18 protein-coding genes are annotated in these 16952 nt (G+C 71.1%); 9 read left to right on the top strand and 9 right to left on the bottom strand.

Features of this window, described 5'->3' with window-relative positions:
- Nucleotides 1-65 precede the first annotated feature (65 nt).
- Complete coding sequence (locus tag F8566_RS14160) at nt 66-878, bottom strand: alpha/beta hydrolase (RefSeq protein ID WP_151560673.1); 813 nt, start codon at nt 876-878, stop codon at nt 66-68.
- Between the two features lie 186 nt (nt 879-1064).
- On the opposite strand from F8566_RS14160, the gene moaA reads away from it, so the two are divergent.
- The 4 genes from moaA to F8566_RS14180 are packed head-to-tail and all read left to right on the top strand — an operon-like array spanning nt 1065 to nt 3304.
- Nucleotides 1065-2054, top strand: coding sequence for a GTP 3',8-cyclase MoaA (gene moaA / locus F8566_RS14165; protein ID WP_151560674.1), 990 nt, complete (start codon nt 1065-1067; stop codon nt 2052-2054).
- 45 nt (nt 2055-2099) lie between these two features.
- Nucleotides 2100-2414 (top strand): DUF3467 domain-containing protein, encoded by a 315-nt coding sequence (locus F8566_RS14170; protein WP_151560675.1) that lies wholly within the window; start codon nt 2100-2102, stop codon nt 2412-2414.
- Nucleotides 2401-3006, top strand: coding sequence for a molybdenum cofactor guanylyltransferase (gene mobA, locus F8566_RS14175; RefSeq protein WP_151560676.1), 606 nt, complete (start codon nt 2401-2403; stop codon nt 3004-3006). Before F8566_RS14170 ends, mobA begins: the two co-directional genes overlap by 14 nt.
- A 40-nt stretch (nt 3007-3046) precedes the next feature.
- On the top strand, nt 3047-3304 hold the full coding sequence (locus F8566_RS14180; protein WP_151560677.1) for a DUF6457 domain-containing protein: 258 nt from the start codon (nt 3047-3049) through the stop codon (nt 3302-3304).
- Between the two features lie 10 nt (nt 3305-3314).
- Here F8566_RS14180 and F8566_RS14185 read toward each other — a convergent pair whose 3' ends face one another.
- The 4 genes from F8566_RS14185 to F8566_RS14200 all read right to left on the bottom strand — a co-directional run bounded on the left by F8566_RS14185 (nt 3315) and on the right by F8566_RS14200 (nt 6180).
- Nucleotides 3315-3536, bottom strand: coding sequence for a hypothetical protein (locus F8566_RS14185; protein ID WP_225993164.1), 222 nt, complete (start codon nt 3534-3536; stop codon nt 3315-3317).
- Between the two features lie 106 nt (nt 3537-3642).
- Nucleotides 3643-3903: a hypothetical protein gene (locus F8566_RS14190; protein WP_151560679.1), complete on the bottom strand. Its 261-nt coding sequence runs from the start codon at nt 3901-3903 to the stop codon at nt 3643-3645.
- Nucleotides 3904-4025: 122 nt separating this feature from the next.
- A complete protein-coding gene (locus tag F8566_RS14195) occupies nt 4026-5387 on the bottom strand; it encodes an FAD-dependent oxidoreductase (protein ID WP_151560680.1) in 1362 nt (453 codons plus the stop codon).
- Complete coding sequence (locus tag F8566_RS14200) at nt 5377-6180, bottom strand: tryptophan 2,3-dioxygenase (protein ID WP_151560681.1); 804 nt, start codon at nt 6178-6180, stop codon at nt 5377-5379. The genes F8566_RS14195 and F8566_RS14200 overlap by 11 nt, the downstream gene beginning before the upstream one ends.
- Before the next feature lie 244 nt (nt 6181-6424).
- On the opposite strand from F8566_RS14200, the gene F8566_RS14205 reads away from it, so the two are divergent.
- Entirely contained in the window at nt 6425-7519 is a 1095-nt protein-coding gene (locus tag F8566_RS14205) for a PAS domain-containing protein (RefSeq protein ID WP_151560682.1), read from the top strand.
- 71 nt (nt 7520-7590) lie between these two features.
- Entirely contained in the window at nt 7591-8694 is a 1104-nt protein-coding gene (locus F8566_RS14210; protein ID WP_151560683.1) for an alpha/beta hydrolase, read from the top strand.
- A gap of 58 nt (nt 8695-8752) precedes the next feature.
- On the opposite strand, the gene F8566_RS14215 is transcribed toward F8566_RS14210, so the two are convergent.
- Nucleotides 8753-9280 carry a MarR family transcriptional regulator gene (locus F8566_RS14215; protein WP_151560684.1) on the bottom strand — a complete coding sequence of 176 codons (528 nt, stop codon included), beginning with the start codon at nt 9278-9280 and terminating at the stop codon, nt 8753-8755.
- Nucleotides 9281-9330: 50 nt separating this feature from the next.
- Between F8566_RS14215 and icmF the strand changes: the two genes are divergently transcribed.
- Genes icmF through F8566_RS14230 form a run of 3 tightly spaced genes read left to right on the top strand, consistent with a single transcriptional unit; the run spans nt 9331 to nt 14381 of the window.
- Nucleotides 9331-12522 carry a fused isobutyryl-CoA mutase/GTPase IcmF gene (gene icmF / locus F8566_RS14220; RefSeq protein WP_151560685.1) on the top strand — a complete coding sequence of 1064 codons (3192 nt, stop codon included), beginning with the start codon at nt 9331-9333 and terminating at the stop codon, nt 12520-12522.
- 22 nt (nt 12523-12544) lie between these two features.
- Nucleotides 12545-13258, top strand: a complete 714-nt coding sequence (locus F8566_RS14225) for a helical backbone metal receptor (protein WP_151560686.1) — start codon at nt 12545-12547, stop codon at nt 13256-13258.
- A gap of 13 nt (nt 13259-13271) precedes the next feature.
- Nucleotides 13272-14381, top strand: a complete 1110-nt coding sequence (locus F8566_RS14230; protein WP_151560687.1) for a calcium:proton antiporter — start codon at nt 13272-13274, stop codon at nt 14379-14381.
- Here the strand turns inward: F8566_RS14230 and F8566_RS14235 are convergent.
- From F8566_RS14235 to F8566_RS14245, 3 genes are read right to left on the bottom strand one after another with little or no spacing between them, the layout of a single operon-like run.
- Nucleotides 14371-15000 (bottom strand): TetR/AcrR family transcriptional regulator, encoded by a 630-nt coding sequence (locus tag F8566_RS14235; RefSeq protein WP_151560688.1) that lies wholly within the window; start codon nt 14998-15000, stop codon nt 14371-14373. The two genes, F8566_RS14230 and F8566_RS14235, sit on opposite strands and share 11 nt — an antisense overlap.
- The gene (gene fabG / locus F8566_RS14240) at nt 14997-15752 is read right to left on the bottom strand and encodes a 3-oxoacyl-ACP reductase FabG (protein WP_151560689.1); all 756 of its coding nucleotides are present in this window, start codon (nt 15750-15752) and stop codon (nt 14997-14999) included. The genes F8566_RS14235 and fabG overlap by 4 nt, the downstream gene beginning before the upstream one ends.
- 33 nt (nt 15753-15785) lie before the next feature.
- On the bottom strand, nt 15786-16937 hold the full coding sequence (locus F8566_RS14245) for an acyl-CoA dehydrogenase family protein (RefSeq protein ID WP_151560690.1): 1152 nt from the start codon (nt 16935-16937) through the stop codon (nt 15786-15788).
- Nucleotides 16938-16952 lie beyond the last annotated feature (15 nt).

Raw genomic sequence — 16952 nt, forward strand, 5'->3', positions numbered from 1 at the left:
CTTCTGTCCCGTGTTTCGCAATGCCCGGAGCTATCCGAAATATCCGGAATGCAGCTGCCGCGTGCCTACCGGGCGGGCAGGGCGCGGTCGAGGAAGGCGGTCACCTCGCTGAGGATCTCGTCCCGGTTGGTCTCGTTGAAGACCTCGTGCCGGGCCCCGAAGAAGATCCGCTCGGTGAGGTCGGTGCCGCGGATCTGCTCGATGCCCGTACGGGTGCCGTCGAGGGGAACGAGCTGGTCGTCCTCGCCGTGGATCCAGAGGGTGGGCAGGTCGCCCAGCGAGCCGTGCTCACCGATCTGACGCATGCACGCGTCGGTCGCCAGCAACAGGGCGCGCTTGAACGGGCCGTGCCAGACGAGCGGATCTTCGGTGTAGGCCTTGCCGATCGCCGGGTCGCGGGACAGGGTGTCCGGGTCGATGGGGATGTCGGGGATCTCATCGAGGCCGAGCAGGGCGCTGAGGGCGTCCCAGCGGCCGAGCACCGGGCCGGAGAGGACCAGGGCGGTCAGGTCCCGCCCGTGGAGCTGGGCGTAGCGAGTGGCGATCATGCCGCCCATGGAGTGGCCGATCAGGACCACGGGCAGGTCCGGGTGGTCGGAGCGGGCCGATTCCACGACCGTGTGGAGGTCGGCGACGACGTCGGCGAAGTCCTCGATCAGGACCGGCTCCCCGGCGGAGCGGCCGTGGCCCAGATGATCCGGGCCGCAGACCACGGCGCCGTGCCGGACCAGGGTCTCGGCGACGTGCTCGTAGCGGCCGAGGTGCTCGCCGTATCCGTGGGTGAGAATCGCGATGTAGCGGGGGTCCTCGCGGTGCCAGGCATGGGCGGTGATCGCCCCTCGGACGCCGGCGAACTCCCACAGTCGTGCCGTAGCCACGTACGCCTCCCGTGTCCAGAGCAGTGAACGCTTGTACGATCCGCCAAAGGACGGAGCCGTTGGCGTGCCCGATACCGTCTCTCGCGATGCGACGGATCGTCAACTACCGGAATAGGCTGGGGAAATCCACCCACATCACCGGCGGTCCGATGACAGGCCGCCGTAGGCAGCAGGAAAGGGGCGCCCGTGCTGGTCGACACCTTCGGCCGTACCGCGACCGATCTGCGGGTCTCTCTCACAGACCGGTGCAACCTGCGGTGCACCTACTGCATGCCGCCTGAGGGGCTCGACTGGCTGCCCAAGCCCGAACTGCTCACCGACGACGAGGTGGTACGCCTGGTCCGGCTGGGCGTGGAGGAGCTGGGCATCACCGAGGTCCGCTACACGGGCGGGGAGCCCCTGCTGCGCCGCGGGATCGCCGACATCGTGCGGCGTACGGCCGAGTTGACGCCGCAGCCGCAGGTCTCGCTGACCACCAACGGGATCGGCCTGGACCGGCTTGCCGCGCCGTTGGCGGACGCCGGCCTGGACCGGGTGAACGTCTCGCTCGACACGCTGGACCGGGAGGTCTTCAAACGGCTGGCCCACCGTGACAGGCTCGACGACGTGCTCAAGGGGCTCGCGGCGGCCGCCGGCGCCGGGCTGACCCCGGTGAAGATCAACGCCGTGCTGATGCGCGGGATCAACGATCATGAGGCGGTCGACCTGCTGCGCTTCTGCCTGGAACACGGTTACCGGCTGCGGTTCATCGAGCAGATGCCGCTGGACGCCCAGCACGGCTGGACCCGCGACAACATGATCACCGCGGACGAGATCCTGGCGCTGCTGGGCGAGGCGTTCGAGCTGACCCCCGAGGGGGCGGAGGAGCGCGGCAGCGCCCCCGCCGAGTCGTTCCACGTCGACGGCGGGCCGGCCACGGTCGGCGTCATCGGCTCGGTCACCCGGCCGTTCTGCGGTGCCTGCGACCGTGTCCGGCTCACCGCGGACGGGCAGATCCGCAACTGCCTGTTCGCCACCGAGGAGTCCAACCTGCGCGACGCGATGCGGGCGGGCGCCTCCGACGACGAGCTCGCCGACCGCTGGCGCAAGGCGGTCTGGGCCAAGCGCGCGGGCCACGGCATCGACGACCCGTCGTTCCTCCAGCCCGCCCGGCCCATGTCGGCGATCGGCGGGTAACCCGCAAGTGATATTGCTGCCCGTTCCACATGGGACGATGGCAGGGTGACGGACCAGCCACTGGAACATCGCGTCGAGATCGCCGTACCGCCCGAGAACGAGGTCGGCGCCTACGCAGGGTTCGCCTCTGTGTGGCGCACGCAGGACTGTTTCGTGCTGGACTTCGCGACCGAGACCCGGCCGCCCGAGGTCTCGGAGGACCCGGCGTCCGGAGAGCGGTTCGTGCACGTGCCGGCCCGGGTCGTGGCGCGGGTGCGGATCCCGCCGGGCCAGATCTGGGAGCTGATGAAGGCCCTCGAGCAGAACCTCAGCGCCTACGAGCGCGAGACCGGTGGCACCCGGGGCAATGGCGACGGCTGAGCCCTTCGACGGGGAGCCTTTCGACGCGGTGGTGCTCGCGGGCGGGCAGGCCCGGCGCATGGGCGGCGCGGACAAGCCCGGCGAGCGGGTCGGCGGACGGGCCTTGATCGCCCGCGTCGCGGACGCGGCCGGGGCGGCCCGCCGGCTGGTGATCGTCGGCCCGCCGCGCCCGGAGCCCGAGCGCGCCGTGTTCGTACGGGAGGAGCCGCCCGGCGCCGGACCGGTCCCGGCGTTGCGGGCGGGCCTGTCCGAGGTCTCCGCGCCGTGGGTGGCGTTGCTCGCGGGTGATCTCCCGTTCCTGCGTACGGACGATGTGGCCTTGTTGCTGGCGGCCGCGCGGGACGCGAACGCGGACGGGGCCGTGCTGCTGGACGACGGCGGACGCGAGCAGTGGCTCGCCGGGTGCTGGCGGACCGAGGGCCTGCGCAGGGCGCTCGACGCCTACGAGGGGGCCTCGCTGCGCGGCCTGCTGGGCCCGCTCGGCCCCGTCAGGGTGACCGTCCGGGCGGGGGAGCGGCCGCCCTGGTACGACTGCGACACTCCCGGCGAGCTGGGACACGCCGACCGCCTTGCCGGACCCGCCGGCCCCTGATCGTGCGAGAGTGGAGATCGCACGTACGCCAAGGGGGAGGATGACGGTGCTGGAGGAATGGATCGATGCGGTCTGCCTCGAACTCGGGATCGACCGCGACGAGGTCGACCGGGATCTGATCCTTGACCTCGCCCGCGACGTCGCGCACGGGGTGGCGCGGCCGGGCGCCCCGCTCACCGCCTACCTGCTGGGCCTGGCGGTCGGGCGCGGCACTCCGGCGCGGGACGGCGCCGCCCGGCTCACCGCGATGGCCGAGGGCTGGAAGCCCGGCTCCGGCTCTGAGGGCGGCAGCGCCTAGGCAGGCGGCGTCAGGCAGGCAGGTCGCGTTCCGCCACCGGCACGACGTCGCGCAGGAAGTCGCGGCGGTCCAGGAACGCCGACAGGCTCTCGCGGTGGTCGTCGCAGGCCAGCCAGATCTTGCGCCGGTCCGGCGTATGGATCTTCGGGTTGTTCCAGCGCAGCGCCCACACGGCGTCCGCGCGGCATCCCTTGGCCGAGCACTGCAGTTCGTCGATGGATTCTTCGGTCACGCCCCAACCCTGGCACAGGGTCGGCGGGCCTCCCCGCAGGGGGCACGGGAAGGCCCGCCGACGTCACACCCTGCTCGTCAGGCTTTGAGCGTCATGCCCATGAGCGTCATGCCTTGGCCTGGCCGCGGTAGCCGACCGGTCCCTCACCCTTGAACTGCGCCGAGCCCGAGAACCGGGCGCCGTTGTCATAGAAGGTGACCTGGGCGTTGCCGCGCGGGCTCGCCCACGAGACCTGCGTCCCGGTCTCGGGCATCTGGTCGGCGGGCACGACCGCCTCGCGGTTCCTGATCGTGATGATCAGATCGGCGTCGTCGTGCCAGTCGGCGTTCGGGCCACCCCACTGGATCTGGGTCTTGTACGTGGCCATGTTCGCTCCTTCCAACTGCCGCGCCTTCGGGGCGGTTTCCCCTCCTGCCTACGCCCGCCTTCGCCCGCCGACAACAGTCCTGACCGTCTTCGGTCAAACACAGGCAGTGTTCCTGTCAAGGTCTATGGGCGTCGGCGGCGCAGCCGCCGGGTTGCGAGCCCGGCCAGCAGCGCGACAGCGAGCACACCGGCCGCGACCACCTGGTTCTGCCGCCGGATCCGCCGCGGGATCTGGGCGTACGGCATCGTGCTGAACGAGACGAGCTCGTACCGGGAGACGTAGCGGCCCGCCGAGCGTCGTTCGATAGCGTGCTGGGCGGCCTGTTTCAGCCGGTAGACCGGGGAGCTCACCCGGTCGCGCATCTCGATGAAGTTGTCGAGGGCCATCTCGGCGATCGCGTCGGTGTTGGCCTTGCGCCGCTCCTGGTAGAGCGAGAGAGCGCGCGCCCAGTCGCCCTCCGTCTCGCTCAGCAGCCGGTCGATCTCGATGCAGTCCTCGAACGCGCAGTTGGCGCCCTGCCCGAAGAACGGCACGATCGCGTGGGCTGCGTCGCCGAGCAGCGCGACGACGCTGCCCTGCCCGTACCGCACCCAGGGCCAGCAGCGGACGGTCACCAGCGAGCCCACCGGATTGTGCGCGAAGTCGTCGGTGAGCGCCGGCATCAGGCGGGCGGCGTCGGGATAGTGCGTCTCGAAGTGGGCCCGCACCTTGGCGGCCGTGTCGAGGGCCTCGAAGTCGGTCTTCGGCCAGAACAGCGTGCAGGTGAATGAGCGGTCGAGGTTCGGCAGCGCGATCATCATGGCGGTCCCGCGCGGCCAGATGTGCAGCGCGTCCGGGTCCAGCGCGAAGTCGCCGTCGCGCGGCGGGATGGTCAGCTCCTTGTAGCCGTGCTCGAGGAAGTCCTGGCGGTCGTCCAGAACACCGTCGGAGGCCAGAGACCGCCGCACGGCGCTGTACGCGCCGTCTCCGGCGAGCACGACGCCGGCGTGTTCGGTCACGGGCCCGTCCGGGCCCTGCATCTGGAGCAGGCCGGCATCGACGTCGACGCCCGTGACCCGCTGGGAGAACCGCACGGTCACGCCCGGCGTGGCCTCCGCCGCGTCCAGGAGCGCCTGGTTGAGCTCGGCACGGCTGATCGAGTTGATCGCCCGTTCGCCGTCGGCGCTGTAGGGCTGGAAGTTCTGCCCTGCCCCGAGCGGGTGGACCATCCGCCCGTGCATGGGGAGTGCCCGCTTGAGGGCCTGGTCGCGCAGCCCCACGGCGTCGAGGGCCGCCAGCCCGCGGGCCGAGATGGCGAGGTTGATGGACCGGCCGCGCTCCGGCCCGGCGACCCGCGGATCGGGCCGGCGCTCGTACAGCGTCACCTCGATGCCGCGCCGGCCCAGCAACGTCGCCAGCAGGCATCCGGCGAGGCCGCCGCCGACGATCGCGACCCGCTCGCCGTCACCTGCCTGGAAATCCCGGGCCACAGATTCACGCGCCATGGACGGGGGCCTCCTCGATCTGCGAGCGGACCTCCCAGAGATCCGGGAAGGCGGGTCTGAACAGGGTCGAGCGCAGGTAGTCGGCGCCCGCCGAGCCGCCCGTGCCCACCTTGGCCCCGATGGTGCGTTCCACCATCTTGACGTGCCGGTAGCGCCACTCCTGGATGCCCTCGTCCACGTCCACCAGGGCCTCGCACACCTCGGCGGCCGGCCCGTTCTCGTCGGCGTAGACCTTGAGCAGCGCGCGCTGCACGTCCTCGTCCGGCAGCCACGGCGCGCGCGGGTCCCGGCTGAGCGCGGCGTCCGGCACATCGAAGCCCTGGAGCCGCAGATAGCGCAGCAGCGAGTCGAACAGCGAACGCCGCGAAACGGCGGCCTGCAGCCGCTCGTCGCCCCGCAGATCCGACGCGGGGAACTCGCGGCGCCCCAGCACGGCCTCCAGCTCGCGGAACTGTGCGGACTGGAAGCCGCTGGAGGAGCCCAGCGCGTCCCGGAACGACGCGAACTGGCGGGGCGTCATCGTCTCGAGGACGTCCAGCTGACCGACGACCGTCTTGAGGATCTTGGCGATCCGCCGGGCCGTGTGCAGCGCACCCGCGCTGTTGTCCTCCTCCAGCCGCCGTTGCAGCAGCGCCGCCTCGTGCAGGAGCTGCTTGAACCACAGCTCGTAGACCTGATGGATGATCACGAACAGCAGCTCGTCGTGCGCGCCGGTGCGCGGCTCCTGACACGACAGCAAGCGGTCGAGCCGCAGATAACCGCCGTAGGTGACGTCCTCGGCCTGGTCGCCCATCGCCGTACCTCCCCGTCCCTGGCGCGGCCACGACACTGTGACCGAATCATCACCATAGGACCGGCACAAAGGTACATACCCGGGGCGGGGGAGGCTCAGCGAGGCCTGCTCCCGGGCCGTTCGACGCCGGGGAGTGTCGCTGCGGCCACTGAACGGGGGAAATACGGACCGGCTCACTCTTCCTCTGAAGTGGAAGACGGGCAGAATACGGAGAAGGGTCGGCTGTTCGTGGGAGGGGCGCGCGATGGCCTCACACTTGGATTTCACGGCCATCCGGAAGGACTTCGACGCTTTCTCGAGGCGCATCAACGCGTCCCGGACGGCGCCGACGCTCGAAATGGCGTTGATCGAGCTGGAGAACGCCGAAGAGGAGCTCCGGGTCTGCACGGAGGAGATCGAACGGCTGGCGTACTCCAAGGGCGACACCGACCTGCAGCGGGAGTTCATGAGCCGCGCGTTCCAGGAATTGCCGTCGCCCGCCTTCGTGCTCGACGACTCCGGTGTGATCCGCGGGCTCAACCGCCGGGGCGCCGAATTCCTCGGCGTCACCGCCGTCCACGCCGTGGGCAAGCCCTTCGCGGTCTTCGTCGAGTCGCCGTGGCGGGCGACGTTCCGCTGCGAGCTCGCCGACGTGCTGCGCGAGGGCCGCCCGGGGTCGCTCGTCGGCCGGGTGGGTCCGCGGAACTGCGGCACGCCGCCCCTCGAACTGCGGCTGGCGCGGATCTCCCTGGACGACGAGCGGCCGGTCGTCCTGATCACGCTGGACATCTTCGCGAGCCAGGCCAGCCACCATGACATCGTGGCGGAGGCGGCCCAGTTGCGCCGGCTCGACATCATGGGGCGGATGACCCGGCTCCTCCTCGGCGCGCCGGCGGTCTCCGGGCCGGCCCTGCTGGGCGACGCCGTGGCTCTGCTGGCCGACGAGTGCTGCGACTTCGCCGTGATCGACCTGGCCCGCGGAGGGGTGCTCCGCAGGGCCGTCGTGGCCGGTCCGGTGGGCACGCCGGATGAACCGGACGGCGTGGTGACCTGCCGCGCCCTGGAGCGGCTGGATCCCGACGGCTCCCCGGTCGCGCGGACCATCGTCGAGACCGGTGAGTCCATGCTGCACATCCCGGTGTGGGAGGAAGGGGTGCTCGGAGGGGGCCACAACGGTCACGCCGTGCCCAAGGAGCTGAACGCGGCGTTCGCAGCCGGCGTCGCGCTGCGCGACGAGACGGCCGGTCAGCTCGGCGTGCTTCTCCTGATCAGGAAGCCGGACCGGCCGGCCTTCACGCTCACCGACCTCGCCCTGTACGAGGAACTCGGCGTGCACATCGGACTGGCGCTCAAACGCTGAGCCCGGCGGGGCCGGCCACGGCGCCGGCGCTAGCCTTCGAACAGAATTCGGTTCGATGCTGGGAGGCCGGGATGACCGGAGTCGTCAGGGAGTTCGTGGGTTTGCCGTCGCCGCTCATCGGCAGGGCGGGCGCGGGCGGCCACCCGTGCCAGGGCGTCTATCACCGGCCTGCGGGGGCGCCCCCGCGGACCGCGTTCATCGCCACGCACTACAACATCGACTTCTCGGAGCATTACCTCGCTTCCTACCTGGCCGAACGCGGGCACGGCTTCCTCGGCTGGAACACCCGGTTCCGCGGCGCGGAGGCGTACTTCCTGCTCGATCACGCGCTGGCCGAGATCGGCGTCGGCGTGCGGTGGCTCCGGGAGCAGGCCGGCGCCGAACGCGTGGTGCTGCTCGGCAACTCCGGGGGCGGCTCGCTCATGGCCGCCTACCAGTCCCAGGCGGTCGAGCCGAACGTGACGCCGGTCGCCGGGATGCGGCCCGTACCCGCGATCGAGGACCTGCCCGCCGGGGACCTGTTCGTCGCCCTGGCCGCGCACTCGGGCCGGCCCGAGGTCCTCACCGCCTGGATGGACCCCTCGATCACCGATGAGACCGACGCGCTCTCAGTGGATCCGGCGCTCGACCCGTTCAATCCGGAGAACGGCCCGCCCTACAGTGCCGGGTTCCAGGAGCGCTACCGCGCCGCACAGCGCGCTCGCAACGAGCGGATCACCGACTGGGCACTCGAACGCCTTGCCGCGCTCAAGGGCACCCGCGCCCGCGACCAGCTCTTCAACCTCCACCGCACCTGGGCCGACCTGCGCATGATCGACCCCTCCATCGAGCCGTCGGACCGCAGGCCGAACTGGTGCTACCAGGGCGAACCTGTCAAGGCCAACTACGGTGTCTTCGGCATCGGCGCGCTGTGCACGCTGCGCACCTGGCTGTCGATGTGGAGCCTGCGCACGTCCCAGTGCGTCGCGGCGCCGCACCTCCGGCGCATCACCGTCCCGTCGCTGGTGATCCACGCGACCGCGGACGAGTGCGTGTACGGCAGCGACGCCCAGGCCGTCCACGGAGCCCTGGCGGCCCAGGACAAGAGCCTGGAGTTCATCAAGGACGAGCACTACTTCCGTGAGTCCCGTCCCCAGGTCGCCGATCTCATCGACGCCTGGGTGCGCGAACGCTGAGCCATCAGCCTCCTTAGCCTTGTCAGCCTCCTCAGGACCGCCAGGCTCGTCAGCCTCCTCAGGCAGGCGAATCCTCAGGCTGCGGCTCGACCTCGCCCACGGCGACGCGGACCGCGCGCAGGGCCGCGGTGAGGCCGGTGGCCTGCTCGGAGGTCACGTCCGGAAGCCCGAACGACGCCTCGTGGAGGGCCTCCGTCGCCTCCTCCGCGAGCTCGCGCCCGGCGGGGGTGATCTCGGCGAGCACGATCCGGCGGTCGTCGGGGGAGGGGCTGCGCCGCACGAGCCCGCGCTGCTCCAGCCGGCCGATCACGTTGGTCACCGAGGCCGGATGCACCATCAGGCGGACCCCCATCTTCCCCATGGGCAGGGCGCCCGACCGGGTGAAGGCGAGCAGCCGCAGGGCCTCGTACGCCGCGAAGGTGAGGCCGTGCGGCTTGAGGACCGCCTCGATCCGGCTCAGCAGCAGCTGCTGGACGCGCATGACCGAGGTGACGGCGGCCATGCGGTCGGCGTGCTCGGGCCAGCGGGCGCTCCACTGGTGGTGGGCTTCGGCGATGGGATCGAGGGAATTGACTGAGTCGGCCACGACGAATTACTTTAGCTTCCAAATATTGGAAGTCCAAGGGTGGGGTTCTGATGCATGTCCCGGTGAATCCGGTGCGGTTCGTGACGGCGGCCGCGCTGTTCGACGGCCACGACGCGGCCATCAACATCATGCGGCGCATCCTGCAGTCCCAGGGCGCCGAGGTGGTGCATCTGGGGCATGACCGCTCGGTCCAGGCCGTCGTCGACGCGGTCCTGGAGGAGGACGCCCAGGGTGTGGCGATCAGCTCCTACCAGGGCGGTCACGTCGAGTACTTCGAGTACCTGGCCAAGTCCCTGGCCGAGGCCGGGGCGGGGCAGGTCCAGATCTTCGGCGGGGGCGGCGGCGTGATCGTGGCCGAGGAGATCGCCCGGCTCGCGGCGGCCGGGGTCCGGATCTTCTCGCCGGAGGACGGCCAGCGGCTCGGCCTGCCCGGCATGATCAACGAACTGGTCCGCGACTGCGATGTCGATCTTGCGGCAGAGCCGGTCCCCTCCGACGCGGTGCTGGCGGGCGACCGGCGCGCGCTCGCCCGTGCCATCACCTGCCTCCAGGCGGGCAGGCTGCCCGAGGCCGACCGGCAGGCGATCGCCGAGGCGGCCGGGCGGCGGCGCATCCCGGTGCTCGGCATCACCGGCACCGGCGGTTCCGGCAAGTCGTCCCTCACCGACGAGCTGGTGCGGCGGCTGCGCGTGGACCAGCAGGACAAGCTGCGCGTCGCGGTGCTCGCGGTCGACCCGACCCGCCGCCGTGGCGGCGGCGCGCTGCTGGGCGACCGCATCCGCATGAACGCGCTTGACGGGGACCACGTCTTCTTCCGCTCGATGGCCACCCGCGGCGCCCGCGAGCTGCCCGACAACATCGAGTCGGTGATCGAGGCCTGCAAGGCCGCCGGCTACGACCTGGTGATCCTGGAGACGCCCGGGATCGGCCAGGGCGACGCGGCGATCGTCTCGCTCGCCGACGTCTCGCTGTACGTCATGACGCCCGAGTTCGGCGCCGCCTCCCAGCTCGAGAAGATCGACATGCTCGACTTCGCCGACGTGGTGGCGATCAACAAGTTCGAGCGGCGGGGCGCGGCGGACGCGCTGCGGGACGTGTCCAGGCAGCTCATCCGCAACCGCGAGGCGTTCGGCGCCAAGCCCGAGGACATGCCGGTCTTCGGCACGAGTGCCGCCACGTTCAACGACGACGGCGTGACCGCGCTCTACCAGCACCTGATCGGCCTGCTGGGCATCGAGCCGGGGGTGCTGCCCGAGACCACGACCAAGGTCTCCACCGGCGCGGCCCAGATCATCCCGCCCGCGCGCGTGCGCTACCTGTCCGGCATCGCCGAGACCGTGCGGGGCTACCACGCCGAGACGCAGAAGCAGATCGAGGCGGTCCGGCGCGTACAGCGCCTGGCCGAGGTCCGCGCCGAGCTGACCGAGACGGCCGAGGTCGACGGCCTGCTGGAGGCGGCACGCCGGGATGTGACCCCGGAGAACGCCGACCTGGTCGAGGGCTGGCCCGCCGTCGTCGAGTCCTACTCCGGTGACGAGCAGGTCGTGAAGATCCGCGACCGGGAGTTGCGCACCGCGCTCACCCGCGAGTCGCTGTCCGGCAGCCGCATCCCGCGCGTCGCGCTGCCCCGCTACACCGACCACGGCGAGCTGCTGCGCTTCCTGCGCGCGGAGAACCTGCCCGGCCGCTTCCCGTTCACCGCGGGCGTCTTCCCGTTCAAGCGCGACAACGAGGACCCGGCGCGCATGTTCGCGGGCGAGGGCGACCCGTTCCGCACCAACCGCCGCTTCAAGCTGCTGTCGGAGGGGCAGCCCGCGACCCGGCTGTCCACCGCGTTCGACTCGGTAACGCTCTACGGCCGCGACCCCGACGAGCGGCCCGACGTCTACGGCAAGGTCGGCACGTCGGGCGTCTCGATCGCGACGCTCGACGACATGAAGGCGCTGTACGACGGGTTCGACCTGGCGAGCCCCACCACCTCCGTGTCGATGACGATCAACGGCCCCGCGCCGACGATCCTGGCGTTCTTCCTCAACACCGCCATGGACCAGGGCCTCGACGCCTTCCGGGAGGACAAGGGCCGGGAGCCCACCGCCGAGGAGGCCGCCGAGATCCGTGCGCGCGTGCTCTCCACCGTGCGCGGCACCGTCCAGGCCGACATCCTCAAGGAGGACCAGGGGCAGAACACCTGCATCTTCTCCACCGAGTTCTCGCTGCGGATGATGGGCGACATCCAGGAGTGGTTCATCGCCAACAAGGTCCGCAACTTCTACTCGGTCTCGATCTCCGGCTACCACATCGCCGAGGCCGGGGCGAACCCCATCAGCCAGCTCGCGTTCACGCTGGCCAACGGGTTCACCTACGTCGAGTCCTACCTGGCCCGCGGCATGGACATCGACGACTTCGCGCCCAACCTCTCGTTCTTCTTCTCCAACGGCATGGACCCCGAATACAGCGTGCTCGGCCGCGTGGCCAGGCGCATCTGGGCCGTGGCGATGCGGGAGCGGTACGGGGCCAACGAGCGCAGCCAGAAGCTGAAGTACCACGTGCAGACGTCCGGGCGGTCGCTGCACGCGCAGGAGATGAACTTCAACGACATCCGCACCACGCTGCAGGCCCTGATCGCCATCTACGACAACTGCAACAGCCTGCACACCAACGCCTTCGACGAGGCGGTCACCACGCCCACCGCCGAGTCGGTTCGCCGCGCGCTGGCCATCCAGCTCATCATCAACCGCGAGTGGGGCCTCGCGATGAACGAGAACCCGCTGCAGGGGTCGTTCATCATCGACGAGCTGACCGACCTGGTCGAGGAGGCGGTGCTCACCGAGTTCGACCGGATCAGCGAGCGCGGGGGAGTGCTGGGCGCGATGGAGACCGGCTACCAGCGCGGCCGGATCCAGGACGAGTCGATGTTGTACGAGCAGCGCAAGCACGACGGGGCGCTGCCCATCATCGGCGTCAACACCTTCCGCAACCCGAACGGCGACGAGGAGGCGGGCAAACCGCTGGAGCTCGCCCGGGCCACCGAGGACGAGAAGCGCTCGCAGCTCGACCGGGTGCGAGGCTTCCAGCAGCGGCACCGCGACGACGCCGAGAGCGCCCTCGCCGCGCTGAAGGAGGCGGCGCGCTCGGGCGACAACGTGTTCGCCGTCCTGCTGGACGCGGCGCGGGTCTGCAGCCTCCAGCAGATCACCGACGCGTTCTTCGAGGTCGGCGGGCAGTACCGGCGGAACGTATGACGGGTGCCCGGCGGTGACGAGGGTGAGCAGGGTCGTCTCGATCGTGCCGTCCCTGACGGAGACGGTCGCCGAGACGGCCCCCGGCCTGCTGGTGGGGGCGACGGACTGGTGCACCCACCCGGCCGGTCTCGACGTGGAGCGGGTCCGCGGCACCAAGAACCCCGACATCGAACGGATCGTGGCGCTGAAGCCGGACGTCGTCCTCGGCAACACCGAGGAGAACCGCGCCGTCGACATCGAGGCCCTGCGTGCGGCGGGCATCCGGGTCTGGATGACCGAGATCCGGACCGTTGACGAGGCGCTGGTGTCGCTCCGCCGGATGCTCACCGAGGCCTGCGGGCTGGACGCCCCGGGCTGGCTGGACGACGCCGCCCGCGCCTGGGACTTCCCGCCGCCCGCCCGGCGGGTGCGAGCCGCCGTTCCGATCTGGCGGCGACCCTGGATGGTCGTGGGCCGCGACACGTTCACCGGGGACGTGCTCTCCCGCCTGGGTGTCGACAACGTCCACGCGGATCATCCGGAGCGGTACCCGAAGATCCCCCTGAACGAGATCGTGGCGTCGAAGCCCGACCTGGTCGTTCTGCCGGACGAGCCCTACCGGTTCACAGCGGACGACGGGCCGGAGTGTTTTCCCGGGACTCCGTGCGCCCTCGTCGACGGCCGCCTGCTCACCTGGTACGGGCCGTCACTGGTGGCGGCGCCGCGGGCGCTGGCCACCGCACTCGACGTGCTGTGATACCAAGGAGTACATGATCGGCTTCGCTCGCCCCCTCGCCCGGCGCTGGGAAGTGATCGTTCCGGTGCTGGCGATGGTGGCGCTGGTGCCGACCTGGGGCCGGGACCTGCCCGGGCCGGTGGTGGCCGTGGTGGCGCTGCTGCTGGCGGGCTCGGTCCTGGCGGCCGTGCACCACGCCGAGGTCGTGGCCCACCGGGTGGGCGAGCCCTTCGGCTCCCTCGTGCTCGCCGTGGCCGTCACCGTCATCGAGGTGGCGCTCATCGTCAGCCTCATGGTCTCGGCGGACGGCAAGTCCGCCACGCTGGCGCGCGACACCGTGTTCGCCGCGGTGATGATCACCTGTAACGGCATCGTCGGGCTGTCCTTGCTGGTGGCGACCCTGCGGCACCGGGTGGCGGTCTTCAACGCGGAGGGCACCGGCGGCGCGCTCGCCACCGTCGCCACGCTGGCCACGGTGTGCCTGGTCTTGCCGACCTTCACCACCAGCGCGGGCGGGCCGGTCTTCTCGCCCGGCCAGCTGGCGTTCGCGGCCGTCGCCTCACTCGCGCTCTACGGCCTGTTCGTGCTGTCGCAGACGGTCCGGCACCGCGACTACTTCCTGCCGGTCGACAAGGCGGGCGACGTCCTCCACCCCGCCGGCGCCGAGGAACACGCGGCGGCGCCGTCCAACCGCGAGACCGTCGTCAGCCTGTCCCTGCTCCTGCTGGCGCTGGTGACCGTGGTCGGGCTGGCCAAGGTGGAGTCCCCGGTCATCGAGCGCGGCGTCGCCGACGCCGGGCTCCCGCACGCCGTCGTCGGCGTCGTCATCGCCCTGCTGGTGCTGCTGCCCGAGACGCTCGCCGCCGTACGGGCCGCCCGCCGTGACCGCGTGCAGACCAGCCTCAACCTGGCGCTGGGCTCCTCGATGGCCAGCATCGGGCTCACCATCCCGTCCATCGCGGTCGCCTCGATCTGGCTGAGCGGCCCGCTGGAGCTCGGGCTCGGCGCCACGCACATGGTGCTGCTGGCCCTGACCGTCGTCGTGTCGACGCTGACCGTCGTCCCGGGCCGCGCCACGCTGCTCCAGGCGGGAGTGCACCTCGGCATCTTCGCCTCGTTCCTCTTCCTGGCGATCAGTCCTTAGCGGTGAACCCCTTAGTGGTGAACTCCTTGGTGGTGAACAGGGCCTGCACGCACCGGTCCACGCGGGCGTCGAGCTCGTCGACCGGCAGGCCGATCTCTCGGGCGAGCTGCTCGCGGAAGAGCGTGTAGCCGTAGATCGTCGAGGCCAGCGCGGCCTGGACCGCTTCGACGTCGCCGGTCGCCAGCTCGCCGCGGGCGGCGCTCTCGGCCAGCCGGGCCCGGCTCTCCCCGCGGTCGGGCAGGACGCGGGCCCGGTCGTCGCCGTCCAGCACCAGCAGCGTGGTGAGCACGATCGGCTCGGGACGGCGCAGGTTGGTCCAGAAGAGCCTCGACAGCCGTTCGCGCAGCGGCAGCCTGGCGGCCTCCCCGGCGTCGTCGGCGTTGGCCTTGGCGCGGTGGAACAGCGCCGACCGCAGCAGCCCGCGGCGCGAGCCGAAGTACTGGTAGACCAGCCCGCGGTTGACACCTGCCTTGTCGGCGACCTCACGCAGGTTGAGACCCGCCAGGATGCCCTCGCGGCGCAGCAGGCCGATCGCGGCGACGCGCAGCGCCTCCTCGGTCACCTCCCGGCCGCGCGGGGCACCCGGCTCGCGGGCCGGTTCGTGGGCGGGCCGGGTCACGCTCGCGGGCCGCCCGCCACATAGATCACCTGGCCGGTCACGAACGAGGCGTCGTCGCTCACCAGGAACGCGACCGTGCCGGCGATGTCCGCGGGAACGCCGACCCGGCGCACCGGGATCTGCTCGGCCGCGGCGCGCTTGAACTCCTCGAAGTCCACGCCCATCCGCGCCGCGGTCGCGGCCGTCATCTCGGTGGCGATGAAGCCGGGGGCGATCGCGTTGGCGGTCACCCCGAACTTCCCGAGCTCGATCGCGAGGGTCTTGGTGAACCCCTGCAGACCGGCCTTGGCCGCCGAATAGTTGGCCTGGCCGCGGTTGCCGAGCGCCGACACCGAGGACAGGTTGACGATGCGGCCCCAGCCCGCGTTCGTCATGTGGGCCTGGACCGCCCGGCTCATGAGGAACGCGCCGCGCAGGTGGACGGACATGACCGAGTCCCAGTCGTCGTCGGTCATCTTGAACAACATGTTGTCGCGGATGATCCCGGCGTTGTTCACCAGCACCAGCGGCGGACCGAGCTCGTCGGCGACACGGGCGACCGCCGCCTCGACGCGCGTCGAGTCCGCGACGTCCACGCCCACCGCGATGGCGCGCCCCCCGGCCGCCGCGATGTCTTCGAGGGTGCCCGCGCAGGCGGCCTCGTCGAGATCGCAGACGGCGACGGCGAAGCCTTCCCGCGCGAGCCGTACCGCCGTGGCGGCGCCGATCCCGCGCGCCGCTCCGGTGACGATGGCGACCTTGGACCCGGTCATGTCGGTTCCTCCCTGAGGGCTTCGCGACCGGCGTCAGACGCCGAGCTGCTTGGCGATGATGGTCTTCAGCACTTCGCTCGTGCCGCCGTAGATGCGGCTGACGCGGGCGTCGGTGTAGAGCCGGGCGATGGGGTACTCGAGGATGTAGCCGTAGCCGCCGTGCAGCTGCAGGCACTTGTCGACGACCCGGGCCTGGACCTCGGTGCAGAACAGCTTGGTCTTGGCCGCGTCGGCGGGGGTGAGCTCGCCGAGGTCGTGCGCGTCCATGGCGCGGTCGACCAGCGAACGGGCCGCCTCCACCTCGGTGTCGCACTCGGCCAGCACGAACTTGGTGTTCTGGAACGAGGCGACGGACTTGCCGAACACCGTGCGGTCCTTCACGTAGGCCATGGCGAACTCGACCGCGGCGGCCGCCGACGCGTACGACTGCACCGCGATGGCCAGCCGCTCCTCGGCCAGGTTGTGCGCGAGGTACTCGAAACCGCGGCCCTCCTCGCCGAGGAGGTTCTCCACCGGCACCCGCACGTCGGTGAACGACAGCTCGGCGGTGTCGGAGGTGCGCAGGCCGATCTTCTCGAGCTTGCGGCCGACCGAGTAACCCTCGCTCTTGGTGTCCACGCACAGGATCGACAGGCCGGCGCGGCGGTTCTCCGGGGTGGCGGGGGAGGTGCGCGCCACGACCAGGCACATGTCCGCGAGCACGCCGCCGGTGATGAAGGTCTTCGCGCCGTTGAGGATGTAGTGGTCGCCGTCGCGCTTGGCGGTGGTCTGCATGCCCGCGAGGTCGGAGCCGGTGCCGGGCTCGGTCATCGCGATCGCGGTCATCATGTCGCCGGAGACGAAGCCGGGCAGCCAGCGCTTCTTCTGCTCCTCGGTGCCGTACGCGAGCAGGTACGGCAGGACGAGGTTGACGTGCACGGTGGTGGCGCCGAAGTTCACGCCCTGGCGAGCGCACTCCTCGGAGATGACGGCGGCGTACTTGAAGCTGGTCTCGCCCGCGCCGCCGTACTCCTCGGGCACAGTGATGCCGAAGACGCCCAGCTCGCCCAGCTTGTTGTAGAACTCCCGGGGCGGGTGGCCGGCCTCCTCCCACTCGGGGAAGACGGGCACGACCTCGGCCTCGATGAAGTCCCGGATGGTCTCCCGGAACGCCTCATGGTCCTCGTTGAACACCGTACGGCGCATGGCGCGCCCCTTTCA

Origin of the sequence: Actinomadura rudentiformis (genome assembly GCF_008923185.1) — a bacterium.
Taxonomy (GTDB): Bacteria; Actinomycetota; Actinomycetes; order Streptosporangiales; family Streptosporangiaceae; genus Spirillospora; species Spirillospora rudentiformis.